Origin of the sequence: Paenibacillus aurantius, from assembly GCF_032268605.1 — a bacterium.
Lineage (GTDB): Bacteria > Bacillota > Bacilli > Paenibacillales > NBRC-103111 > Paenibacillus_AO > Paenibacillus_AO aurantius.
Genome location: NZ_CP130318.1, coordinates 3021202 through 3034725 on the forward strand (window position 1 = coordinate 3021202; position 13524 = coordinate 3034725).

6 protein-coding genes are annotated in these 13524 nt (G+C 52.0%); all 6 read right to left on the minus strand.

Features of this window, described 5'->3' with window-relative positions:
- Window positions 1–21: 21 nt before the first annotated feature.
- Window positions 22–2961, minus strand: coding sequence for a discoidin domain-containing protein (locus MJA45_RS13615; protein WP_407083131.1), 2940 nt, complete (start codon window positions 2959–2961; stop codon window positions 22–24).
- 60 nt (window positions 2962–3021) lie between these two features.
- Window positions 3022–5427, minus strand: coding sequence for a beta-galactosidase GalA (gene galA / locus MJA45_RS13620; RefSeq protein WP_315608017.1), 2406 nt, complete (start codon window positions 5425–5427; stop codon window positions 3022–3024).
- Window positions 5428–5442: 15 nt separating this feature from the next.
- Entirely contained in the window at window positions 5443–6591 is a 1149-nt protein-coding gene (locus MJA45_RS13625) for an alpha-L-fucosidase (RefSeq protein WP_315607793.1), read from the minus strand.
- Window positions 6588–8429, minus strand: coding sequence for an FAD-dependent oxidoreductase (locus MJA45_RS13630; RefSeq protein ID WP_315607794.1), 1842 nt, complete (start codon window positions 8427–8429; stop codon window positions 6588–6590). Before MJA45_RS13630 ends, MJA45_RS13625 begins: the two co-directional genes overlap by 4 nt.
- Before the next feature lie 218 nt (window positions 8430–8647).
- Window positions 8648–10612 carry a golvesin C-terminal-like domain-containing protein gene (locus tag MJA45_RS13635; RefSeq protein ID WP_315607795.1) on the minus strand — a complete coding sequence of 655 codons (1965 nt, stop codon included), beginning with the start codon at window positions 10610–10612 and terminating at the stop codon, window positions 8648–8650.
- 593 nt (window positions 10613–11205) lie between these two features.
- Window positions 11206–13482 carry an excinuclease ABC subunit UvrA gene (locus MJA45_RS13640; protein ID WP_315607796.1) on the minus strand — a complete coding sequence of 759 codons (2277 nt, stop codon included), beginning with the start codon at window positions 13480–13482 and terminating at the stop codon, window positions 11206–11208.
- Window positions 13483–13524: the final 42 nt, after the last annotated feature.

The following is a 13524-nucleotide window of genomic DNA, read 5'->3' on the forward strand; positions in this document are numbered from 1 at the left end:
ATGCTCTGACCCCTCTATCGTTTAGAGCGCCTGCTCTTTCATATATTCAGCCAGTCGGATGAGGACATCCGCATTGCTTTTTGTAATGGCTTTATCTGTTTGTGCCTCAATTTCATGAAGATAAGCTTCCAGAACCTGGTCCCGGGCCTTGCGATTACCATCTCTCCCCAGTTTCTCAGCCGCTTTCAGTTTGGCAGTAAAGGATGGGGCAAGCTCCTTCTTCTCCAGGAATTTTTCGGTTAATTGGGCGATTCCTTCATAGCTTACTCTTACGGTAAAAGCGGTCTTGGCTTCTGCTGCATTCCCGGCTTTATCCACCGCCGTGGCCGTGAAGCTGTTCTCACCAAGCAGAAATTGATAGGCGGGTCCAGCTATCTCAGGCAGGGCTTCGGAAGCTATACCCGATAAGCCATCCTCCGCCTTCCAGGTAATGTTTACCTCCTCATAGACCTCATAAGTCACGGTGTTTCCGAGGGGCGTAACCGTTGGTGCCGTTTTATCGATATTCAGCACTACGCTGGTGCTGGCCTGATTCCCGAAATGGTCCGTGGCCTTACCGGTGATCCGTTGATTGGCCCCTTCGGTTTCCACGTTAACGGGTTGCGTACAATCCGCAATTCCACTGGCCGCATCCAGACAGGTAAAGGACACAGCTGTGTCGCTGTTGTTCCATCCCCACTCATTAGGCTTCGGAAGAACGGAGGCCTGGATCTCTGGGGCTTCCGTATCTTCCAGTCCTACCCTTTCCAGCCGGATATCGTCCACCCGAAGCCATTGGTTCCCCTCTCCCTTCGAGTTCACGATAACCACAGCTTGATGGCTGCTCACTTCGATGTTATCCAGCGTGATGGGAATCCATTGGTCTGTTTGCGGGATATCCACATAACGATCGCCGCTTCCTGTACCGGACAGCTTCAGTCTGGCTGCCTGTTGACCTCCTGAGCTTTTCACCCATGCTGTAGCCCGGTAGGTTCCATTCGGGAGATACTCCAGATTCTGCATCGTCTCTGCGCTGTAGGGGGTCGCGCCTCCCTGTTCCAGAGAGTATTTGCCGGAGTGAGAGTCCGTTTCGATCACACGGCTGGCGGTTTTAACCCCCGTCTCCATCCAGCTTACCGGATCCTGGGCATTTTTGGTGGTGGAATTGTACTCGAAGGAAGCATTCCCGATCCGGTTCACTCCATCGAGATTTTTTCCGTAATAGCGGAAATAATCCACCTGCATGGCGGCTCCCGGAAGCGGAGGAACCGCGCCGCCAAACCCGTCCGGAGTGGCGAGGGCCGTCAGCCACAGATTCTGTGGAGCAAAGTATTTTCCATTGGCCGCGCTTCCATAGTAATGACCGTTAACATAATAATTCACCCGGTCCGGCAGCCATTCATAGCCCATCGTAAACCATTGGGTCGTATCCACATCAACCGAAGGACCGCCTAAAGGATTCGGATTCGGTATGTAATAGTGAGTATTGGAGCCAATGTGTCCGGGAGTGCCGGAATCCACCTCGAATCCGTCAATTTCCAGCACGGTATTGTTAACCGGCATGATGTCATTTCCATTATTCGTTCCCATCGTCCAGAACGATTGGTGAAGTCCTTTGGAGCCGCCGTAAAGCTTAGTCCTGATTTCGTAGTAGCCGTATCCAAAGTTATGCCGGGAAATGACGCCTCCGCCGGTGTAATCCATTTTGCCGTCATGATTATAATCTTCATACTTGAAGTCGATATAAAGATTGGAGTTCCCGTCTACGTCCGGGGCGACCCTGACATTCTGGGCAAGATTGTACCCGCCGAACCGGGAGTCGGTCCGGTAGCTCCAATCGTTCTCGTTTAATGAGTTTCCTTGGAAATGATCCTCATACAGCAGGTCATAATCGTCTCTCGCCGGCGGAGGGGAAACCAGGAACAAGGTATAGGTGCGCTGTACGGACAGATCCTCCGAACGCACGGTGATGGAAACCGTCTTGTGGCCGTCCTCCGGAATGACAATGGGGCTCGAGGTTCCCACAGTATTCTCAATGAGGATCGTTTGGTTCGGTTGGGACGGGGTCACCTCCACGTTCACCGAATGGATCCCTTCGGGAATCTGAACTTCGTGCTGGTATTCGGCAGGAGCGGTAATCGTTTTTCCGATGGGCTGAATTTTAATCTCCTTCAAGCGAGCTTCTTCGGGAATCGGAATCATGATGACAAGCGAGTAAATTTGGGTAACTCGGCCATTCCTTGCCGTTACCGCAATATCAACGGTTTGGCTGCTCACATTGTTCGGGAGAAGGGATAGATCGAGGGTCTTGGAGTTCGTTTCCTCTCCGTCTATTGTGACTTTCTGTCCTTCTACACCGGGAACCGCCTCGACGGTGAGTTGATCGGATCCTTCCGGCGGTGTGACTGTAAATTCCGTTTGGGTAGGATAAGTGACAGAGAAAGGAAGGGGTGACACCTTTAGCTCCGCCAGATGGACAGCCGTTTCCGGGTCCAGGTGGTATACCTGAAAATCCCTCAGGCCCACGTAGGTGGTGTTGTTCTTAATGACACCAAAGAATCTTACATACCGGGCCGAAACATCCGCGAAAATCCCTGTTTCCAAGGAGGAGGCATTCTCTTTGGTATAGGCATCCGCCCACTGCACCCCATCATTGGAATACTGGATGATGAATTTAGAGAAGTTCGGGTATCCGTATAGGGAGACCATGAACTTGTTGAAGGTGATCACTTCTCCTAAATCCACCGTCAGCCAGATACTTCCCTTTTGTTCTTTGACCTGCCAATAAGATCCCCCGTTTGCATCGACGGCCCATTTGGCAGGATTGGTCGTCATTTCACTGGAAGCGGATACAGGTTTATTCAGAAGAAGATTTACCTCAGATGGTTCGGCGTGCATCTTCCCGGCCGGCAGCATAAAGCTAACTAAAAGAATGAAAATCATCCATCTGCTTATCCACCTGCTTATCCATCGATTGCCCATGGAATTTTTCCTCCTTTGTTTGGTAAGATGTCCCAAATTAAGAACGCTTTACTTCCTTGATCACCTCCTTATAATCGTGACTGCGCTCCATTTACAAGACCCTTTAAGCAGCCCGGTGGCACTTGCGGTAACGGCAACGACTCCTTCCTCTCCGGTTGACTGCACTATGGCCAGACAGCGCCCGTTAAAAGCACGTCTAATAGTGCCCTTATCCGATTCATGACTGCTTGGATTCCCGTTGCCGACTCCGATTAGCTTTCCGGCTCCTGCTACATGAAATTCGATTTCATGATCGGCGGTTGGCACGATACACCCTTGGGCATCGACAACCGAAGCCCGCAAAACAAGCACATCCACCCCGTCGGCATTCATCGAATCCCGATCGGGCACCAGTTCAATCCGGTTCGGGGGCCCGGACGTCACTATCGCGGTTTCTGCGATCCGACGCCCGTTCGAATAAGCTGCCGCGTAGAGAGAGCCTTTCTCATAAGGGACATCCCAATCCAAATAAGAAGCTGTAGCGGCCTCCCGCACCCCCAGGCTGCGGCCGTTTAAGATCAGTTCTACCTGCTCGGCGTTCGTGCAGATCCTCACCGGAATCATCTGTCCATCTTTCCCCGGCCAGTTCCAATGAGGCATAAGATGAATGGTCGGTTCGTCGGTCCATACGGATTTGTAATAATAGTAGGCATCCTTGGGAAAGCCGCACAGGTCCATAATGCCAAAATGCGAGGTCACGCAAGGCCATGCGTGAGGCGTTGGCTCTCCCCGGTAATCGAATCCGGTCCACACGAAAATGCCGGTCAGAAAAGGATAGGCTAAAAGATCCTGCCACGACTTCTCATGGCTGCACGCCCATACGGGCATGCTTGTCTCATACGAGGAACAATACCCTCGGATGGGATCGTCCTCGTAAATTCCGCGCGTTGTCGTGCTGCTCGTCGATTCACTGCAGATCATAAGCCGCTCGGGATAGCGCTCCTTGTCCGTTAAGTACTGTCCCGGACGGTCCGTCCCCCGATAGCCGATGACACGCTGGCCGTAATTGTACCCTACGATATCAACCTGTTCGCTGTACTCTCCATCCGTCCAGCCATGATTCATTGCGGCTAGTACAGGACGCGACGGATCCAACCGGCGCACCGTTTCCGCAAGTTCTCTAAGGATTCGAGCGCCCGTTGGCGTCCCCTCCAGAATCTCCTCATTCTCCAAGCCCCACAGAATCACACTCGGATGGTTCCGGTCCCGGCAAACGAGATTCTTCAGCTGGGCTAGACCTTCCGGTGAGGAGTCCAGCTTGCGGTTCTCGTCCATCACCAACATGCCCAGCCTGTCGCAAATATCCAACAGCTCAGGGGTAGGCGGATGGTGAGCGGAACGATAGGCGTTACAGCCCATTTCCTTCAGCAGCTTGATTTTGTACTCGATCAACCGGTCCGGGAGAGCGACTCCTACCCCTGCAAAGTCCTGGTGATTGCATGTTCCTTTGATCCGATAGGGCTTGCCGTTCAACAAGAACCCTATATCGGCCGTAAATTCAATCGTCCGAATGCCAAAAGGAGTCTCCAAAAGGTCCAGGATTTGTCCATCCTTCCGAAGTTCCGTTAAGGCGGTGTACAGATTGGGCTTTTCAGGAGACCATCGTTTGGGATGGGATACCTGTAAACGCTGTTCTACTTCCAAATGACCGTAGCGTTCGATATCGACCTTACGCCGCTCTTCTGCGACAATAACCCCGTCAGGATTCAACAGCCTGGTAATAAGTTCACAAGCTTGCTTGCTAAATTCCTCGTTATGAATGACGGTTCGAACCACCGTCTCCGCCTCTGTATCGGTAACCGTAGGAATCGTGATGTTGACTCCATGGTGGGCGATATGAAGCCGGCCAGTTCTCTGCAGCCATACATGACGATAGATACCGCCTCCTTCGTACCACCAGCCTTCATACTCCTCCGCATCAGCTTTGACGAATACCACGTTCCGTCCTTCGTCCCCATAACGGAGCATCGGGGTGAGATCATAATAAAAGCTTGAATATCCGCTCTGGTTCGTGCCTAACAGATGACCGTTAACCCAGACCGTCGCCTTCTTCATCACCCCATCGAAATGCAGGGTTATCTTCTTCCCTAAATCCTCTTCCGGTATGTCGAACGACTTCAAATAGCAGCCGATCCCTGTCGGCAGATAGCCATGGCTGGCGGGACGGCTGCCGATCGTCGGATCGTTCACAAACTGGCCTTCCACTACCCAATCGTGGGGAAGCGTGACCGGCTGCCACTCTATGGAGCCTTCGTCCGCATCTTTCTCTTTGTCCGCGTAGGCGATAAGCAGCCACTCGCCCTGCCCGTTCTTCTTGCAGTCGGTGACGCCGCCCGTCATTCCTGCTTTCACTGCGGTCTGAACCGGGATATCGCCTTTATGGAAAAGCCAATCCTTGTCAAAGGATTCCCGGACTCTCATTCTCATCACCTTCCCTCTCTCTTATTCGGCCCCTGCCCCTGTATCCACTTGTGAGGCTGGTGCCTCTTCTGTAACGGGTTCCGGCCAGCCGTTTCCAGCTATTCTGCGGCCGACTTCCCGAAGGATTTCGACTTCCACGGGTTGAAGGGCACCGTTGCCAACCGGGGCGATGTTTAAGAGCAGATTGCAGCGCTTGCCTAGCGTTCGGGCCAATAGATCCATCACTTCGTCCGCACTCTTGTGACCGGCCCCCTCCATATAGCCCCATCCCTTATTCTGCAGGATGGTACAGACCTCATTCCATTTGGTGATATGCTTCTGCCATACCTCTTCCGACATCCTCACCGCTTCTTCGGATGCGCCACCTTGAATCAACCGGTCCTTCAGCGGAACAAAATGAATCTCCTGCGACATGTAATCCTCATCACCGTTCACGCCTTGCTTGAAGGAGATAAGACAATGGGGTTGAAGACCCCGGATCAGGTCATACGTATCCTGTACTGGAAACAGATCCGGCCGGTAATAACAAGCGGTGATGAGGTCGAACCAGATTCCAGCGACACTTCCATAGTTGGTTAACAGCTCGGTCAGCTGCTTGTGCATGAAATCCACATACTTTCTCACATCGGCATCGGTCCTGCCCAGATAAGCGGGCTCCGGCTCATCGTAATTCGGGCGGGCGCAATACACACCGCTGTCGTTATTAGGAGCATAAGGATGACGCCAATCGATTCCGTAGCTGTAATAAAGGAATAACCCCAATCCTCTTTTCTCGCAGGCGGCAGCCAGCTCGGCCACCAAATCCCGTTTAGCCGGGGAATGGACACTGTGAAAATCGGTCTCCTGCGACTCGAACAAGCAGAAGCTGTCATGATGCCTCGTCGTCAAATTGATGTATTTCATACCGGCTTCCACAGCCAGATCGGCGATAGCCTCCGCATCGAATTGGTCCGCCGTAAATTCATCCTTGAGCTTTTCATAACCCGCTACATGAATTTTCTCGTGGTACATCACCCATTCGCCGCGGGCCGGGATGCTGTATAGCCCATAATGAATAAAGAGTCCAAATTTAGCATCTTGAAACCATTGAAGCGACGCTGCTCTCGGATCGGTGCGGTATAATTCTTCATAGCCTTTCAAATGTGCTGGAACCGTGACTATACTTGTCATTCTTGACTCCTCCTATTGGGCAGACACCGGAGTTCGACAACCCGGGCATGATCCAGTCCGTTGGTGGACAACACTTCGAGCCGCAAACGGTTTACTCCCTCCAGTCTGACAGGCAGATCTACCATACGTTGATAATTGTCCTTGATATGGGCCGCCTGCTCCCATTCTCCATTCCTCTCCACCATTACTTTAAATTCCTTCAGCGTTTCCGGCTGGGGTCCCCAGGCCATATGTTTGAAAAAGCTGGCTTGATGGCTTTGGGTCAAAAAGCGGTGAAGTCCCGTGTCCAGAACAATGGTGAGATGAGAGATGGAGACAGGCTTTTCCCATAAGCACTCGAGCCACGGAGCGCGGTCGGAAGGGTCCGACATCCAGCGGTGGGTACCCGGCTCCGCGAGATCCGGCCGAATGCCCCGCGGGCCATGGTCCGCCCGGGAATAACCGTCCGCCACCTGAACCGCTTTTCCGTTTTCCTGTTCGGAGGAAGCCCGGATGTCCGCTTCGGCGGCAAGGTTCCGGTCAAGCAGCTTCTTCCCAGGCAGGTAAGCCCCCTGGCGAAGCAGGCTCTGCTGAGTCATGATCAGGATGTCGGGATCGCTCCAGGTTTGTTCGAACGGTTTCCCGCTCGCCAGCGCCAACGCGGCAAACGTGCCTGCCCCCTGTCCCATAACGGAGCAGGTTGCCATAACCCGCGTGCTCGAAAAAGCAATATGGGTAGCGGAAAGATTGCGTCCCACAAACATCAGATTCCGGATATTGCGGGAGATCATGCTTCGCAAAGGAATACTGTACATGTAGGGGGTAAGCGGCTGATGGCAAGGATCACGGTCCTTAGCCGCTATGCCTTCGGGCGGGTGGGTATCCATCGACCAACCGCCGTAAGCAACCGTATCGTGGAAGTCGACCGCTTGTTCGATGTCGTTCTGAGTCAGCATATGATGGCCGAGGAAACGGCGCGATTCCCGCTTGCCGGGCAGGAAGCCGAACCAATCCAGCGCCCAGTTCTCGGATTCGGGGTGATTCCCACTGTTCTTGATATGGTCCCAGACTCCCAGCATAATGGCCAGAAGTTCATCGCGGATCCGCTCATTATCCTTGATCGTATCCAGTGTCCCTCCAAATTCAACCCACCAGTACCCGTATTCCCACGCGTCATGCGGCCGATATTTCAGGTCTTCTTCGTCGAATCGTTTGGCCCATGGCGTCGCTTGAAAGGGCATGGGCCTGCCCATATCCCGGGTGGTAAATAACAGCGAGGAACCGAGACGGTACGAATCCCGCTCGGCGTTCGCTCCCGCTTCCTTGTATTCGTCCTCCGCTTCTCTACCGGTCGTGTACAAGGCGCCCGCCTCATAGCCCAACCGGCCATCCCCCGTACAATCGATAAACAAGTCCGCTTCTATCTCGAATTCGTCCTCCGTGCTTTCCCGGACAGCAAGAACGGACTGAATCTGATCTTCTTTCCTTATTACGCCTGTCACGGACGTATTCAGCATCAGGGTTAAATTAGGCTCAGCCCGGCACTTTTCGTACAGGATTAAATCCAGCATGCTAGTGGAGGCCTGAGGGTTTCGAACCGCGCACTCCAGCATAATTTCTTCCAAAATTCCGGTTTCGCGTCCTTCGGTTTCCAGGGCCCTGCCTCGTATACAGGCACCGAGAATATGCATGCGGATTTCGGAGGAAGCATTTCCGCCGAGCACAGGTCGATTATGACATAGAATGACTTTGGAGCCGCACCGGGCCGCTGCAAGGGCCGCGGTTATGCCGGACATGCCTCCCCCCGCTATAAGGATCTGCGTACTTGCCTTGTGACGTTTCGAAAGATTCGTAAACATATCATTTCCTCCCAGCTGCTAGTTCCGGCTACCGTAAATGTAACACCCGATCCCAATTGGAAACATGCAGAAAAGCAAACAAAATATATACATAATTTCAGTGGTCGAATAGGAAGAAACGACTGACCAACTTTCCTCCTTAAGCAGGAAAAAGACTGTGGTAACATGACCGGCAGTCTTCCCCGTTCCTTCTGCTTTGTGGATCTACTTCAAATAATCTAATTTACCCTCACCAGCTTAACGGCATCGGCCCGGGCATTCTTATATTGGGTATTCAAGGAATTCCTAATATAGCCGCCGGTTCCCGAGTCGAAGGCATATAGTCCCAGATCCATCCATCCGGACGTACCCGTCGAGTAATCTACATAAACCGTTTGAGTTCCACCCTGGTGGACAATGTCGATTTTGGCATTGGGATCACCGGTTGAACTCACAATTTTGTAAAGGTATACTCTATAATTTCCTTGGATGGGGAGATTAGGCACCCATTTGGCCGTATGGGAACCAAGGTTATCGGAATAACGGGTTCCGGATCCGTTATACCCTGTCAAACTGCTGTTGTACCAAGTCCCCGTTTCGGAGTATCCCGCTTCCCCGTTGTCTACTATAACTTCTACCGGCACGAACTTTACGGCATCCGCCCTTGCGTAGGTTCCAGCCGTGTTCAATGTATTTTTGACATACCCGCCCGTTCCAGACAAGAAGGAGTACGTGCCCAGATGGATCCATCCCGAGCTTCCGCTTGTGTAGTTAACATATTGAGTATCCGTACCTCCGTTATAAATGACATCTATTTTGGCATTCGGATCGCTGTTGGGGCTCACGATTTTGTACAAATAGACGTCATAATTCCCGGAAGACGGCAGGCTCGGAGTCCATTTGACGGAAGGGCCCAAAGAACTTCCGGCATATCTAGTCCCTGAGTTGTTATATCCCGTCAGGCTGCTTGGGTTCCACACACCGGATTCCACATAGCCGACATCTCCATTGTCGACGAGAATTTGGCTTGACGGCGGCACGGTGTCCTCCAAAATGACGTCGTCAACCTGCAGCCATTGACCTGCCGACGCATTGGAAGTAAAAGAAATATCCGCCCGATTACCGGTCACGACAATATTATCGATCGATACCTTAGTCCAGGTGCTGGATGCTGGAATAACGGCACTCCGGGTGGAGCCGTCATTCTGGATCTTCATGGCCGCCACCGCTTGGCCCCCGGAACTCTTAACCCATGCCGTTAAACGGTAAGTGCTGTTGGGAATATAATCCAACCTCTGCTTGGTTGTAACGTTATAGGCATTAGAAGGGTTCTCATGCTTCAAATAAGAGCTTCCTTCATAGGCATCCGTTGCGGTTATAATTTTGCTTTCGTCTGTATCCGGCTGTCCCGGAATCCCGTTTACTTCCGTCCAATTATTAACAATCTGGTAGCTCCCGCCAATGGTTTCAAACCCGTTGTTTCCGATTAGGTTCGTCCCTGGGTAGCGTTTGGTATAGTACCGGAAGTAATCAACCTTCATACTGGCGGTCGGATCAGGAACTCCCGATCCCCAGTTGTTATTCGCCAAGCCGCTCAGCCATACTTCCTGCGGTGCGTAACGAGTATCGGTATATGTGACCCGATGCCTCTCTACCCCATCAATGTAGTAGATGATCACGCCGGGCTGCCAGTCAAAGGCTACCGTGATCCAATTGTTTAGATTCATGTAAGTGGAGGAATAGCTTTTGTTTGCCCCCGTGGGAGTGCTGAAGGATGGTTTATGCCAATGAAAATTGGCCGCTCCGTAATTGTAACTCGAATCCAATTCGATCGCGTCGATTTCCAGCATACTGTTGCTCCAGGGAACCTGTTCGTTGGTAGCATCCGTGTTGTAGGTGTACTGGTTGGAATAGGAAGTATAATAACCCAACCCGGTTGTCCAGAAGGATTGGTGAAATCCCTGGCTGTTATTATAGAATTTTATTTTCGCTTCATAATAGCCATATCCGAAGGTTCGTTTCGACATAACCCCGCCGCCGACAAGGTCATCCACCCCGTCGTTGTTGACATCCCACTTGCTGTAACCGATCCGCAGGTAACCGGTATTGTCTGCGGTTTCCACGGATACGTTTTCTTTCTGGCTGTAACCTCCGTACCGGACGGTATCGGAAGCGCGATAATACCAATCATTCGTATTCAGCACCCCGCCATCGAAATTGTCTTCATATTCTAGTGAGTAATCCGAGTTTGGTGCGGCTGCCTCTGCCGAGGAGTTTTGCATAACAAACGTTGAACACCCTACCATAAGGGCAAGTGCAGGTAATACCATCCGAAATAATTTAAGCGCTTTCATACAATCCCTCCCAAACCCATAGTTTCTGCCTGACCAGGGGGCATTCGCTGACTCGGCTCCTTCCTCCTTTCTCCTCTTACCAAGTATAAATGACTGAGACTCCACTGGATTTAACCGTGCGAAATCTCTGTAAATGTATCACAGAGGAAAGTCTGAAATTTCCAATAATTTTGGTCTTTCTTCCAATATTTTTTGAAATTTTCAATGACAAGAACCTTATCCCATTCCCCATACAGAGAAAATTTTGAAAGTGAAAAAACACATCAATATGATGATGTGTTTTAATTTCACTAATCTCTGTCTTCAGATTGTCTTATTTTTCGTTTGGGTTTTGGCTTACTCACTACTTCGTTATCTAGTGAATTGCCCACCGTGGCTAATGGTGAATGGCATTTTAGGCTTAGCGGATGTCCGGGAATGGCCCATGCCATGCCTTTCGCCAATCAGGAAGACGCTCCCTGGCCGATTTCTGCCTTGCGCAAATACGCCCCCGTTATCGAATGCTCAGCAGCAGCAAGCTGGACAGGGGTGCCTTCGAATACAATTTGGCCACCCCGGTGGCCGCCCTCGGGACCCATGTCAATGATCCAGTCGGCGCTCTTGATCACATCCAGGTTGTGTTCGATGACCACCACCGTGTTGCCCCCGTCGACCAAGCGGTTAATAATGTTCATAAGACGAGAGATATCGGACATATGCAATCCGGTTGTCGGCTCGTCCATTACATAGAGGTTGCCTTTTTTGTGAAGTTCCCCGGCCAATTTGATGCGTTGGCACTCCCCGCCCGACAAGGTACTCAGAGGCTGGCCCAGCGTTATGTATTCGAGTCCCACCTCCTCAAGCATCCGCATTTGACGGAGCAGTTCCTTCCCGCTGAAGAAATCCGAAGCTTCCCGTACGGTCATACCGAGGACGTCACTGATGGATTTTCCGTTCAGTTTATACTGCAGCACTTCATCGCTGAACCGCTTACCCGCGCATATTTCACATGTCGTCCTTACCGGCTCGAGAAAGGCCAAATCCGTGTAGATCATCCCGAGACCCTGACAGTTGGAACAGGCTCCCTTGGAGTTGAAGCTGAACAGGGAAGCGCTCACCTTGTTGGCTGCAGCGAACAGCCGGCGGATCTCGTCCATCATCCCCGTGTAGGTAGCCGGATTGGAGCGGATGGACGTGCCCACGGCCGTCTGATCGATGACAACCGCATCCGGATGCAACGGCAGGAATGCTCCGTTAATCAGCGTGCTTTTGCCTGAGCCCGCTACTCCCGTAACCACGGTCAGCACACCGACGGGGATATCGACTGTCACATCCTTCAGATTGTGCAGGTTGACGCCGGTCACGGTCATCCGACCCTTGGGCACCCTGGTTGAAGTTTTCAAGGGCAGGCTTTGCTTTAAGTACCGTCCTGTCAAGGTATCCGCGCGGAGCAAGCCCGCAAAATCGCCTTCGTAGACGATTTCTCCGCCGCGGGTTCCAGCATGAGGTCCGACATCGATGATGTAATCGGCGATCTCCATTACTTCGCGGTCATGTTCGACGACCAGTACGGTATTCCCTTTGTCCCGGAGTTGGCATAGCATGCCATTCAGACGATGGACATCCCGCGGATGCAGTCCGACGCTCGGTTCATCGAATATGTAGATCATGTCGGTAAGACTGCTGCTCAGATGCCGGATCATCTTGATGCGCTGCGACTCCCCGCCCGACAAGGTTGCGGTTTGACGGTCCAGACTCAGATACTCCAGCCCAATAGAGACCAGATGGTTCAATCGGATCAGAATCCCGCTAACCATCGGACCGGCAACAGGATCTCGAATAGCTTCCATCATACGTATTAGCTCGCCAATCTCCATCGCTGCGCATTGGGCAATGTTGTATCCGTTAATCCGGCAGCCCAAGGCCACTTGATTAAGCCGGCTTCCCCCGCAAAGGTTACACTCGCTATAGGATAGAAAGCGGTCAAGGGTTTCGCGTTTGGCATCTGACATCTCGCTGCTGTCTCGCTTTAAATACAGGCGGGTGAGCTTAGGCAGCAGACCTTCATAATCCGATTCGATATCGCCGCCTTTGGTGCGGTATATGATCTTGCTTTCTTTGCCGTGGAGGAGGGTATCCCATTCTGCCGGTGTATAGTCGGCAAGCCGCTTGTCGTTGTCGAACAAGCCGGAATGGGTATAGGTATTCAAGTACCAGCTTCCCACTTTAAATACGGGGAACAGGATCGCGCCTTCATTCAGCGATTTGGACCTGTCGAGCAGTTTATCCACATCAAACTGCACCACCTGTCCGACTCCGGAGCATTCCGGGCACATGCCGGCCGGTTCGTTAAACGAGAAAATATGGGAAGAGCCGGCAAAAGGCGTGCCAATTCTGGAAAAAAGCAACCGGAGCATGGCATAAATATCCGTGATGGTGCCGACCGTTGAACGGGAGTTGCCGCCGAGCCGTTTCTGGTCGATAACAACCGCCGTAGACAAGTTCTCGATAAGATCGGCATCCGGCTGACTAAACCGGGGTAGCCGGTTGCGGATGAATGCGGTAAAAGTCTCATTAAGCTGCCTCTGTGCTTCTGCGCTTACGGTGTCGAAGACCAAGGAAGATTTTCCCGAGCCCGAGACGCCGGTGAAGATGGTGATTTTTCGCTTCGGAATACGGACATTCACGTTTTTCAGGTTATTCTCGCGTGCTCCTTTGATTATGATATCTTCGACGTTCATAGACTCCACCTCGATTTCCCTTTTTCTTAGCTTTCCCAGTGA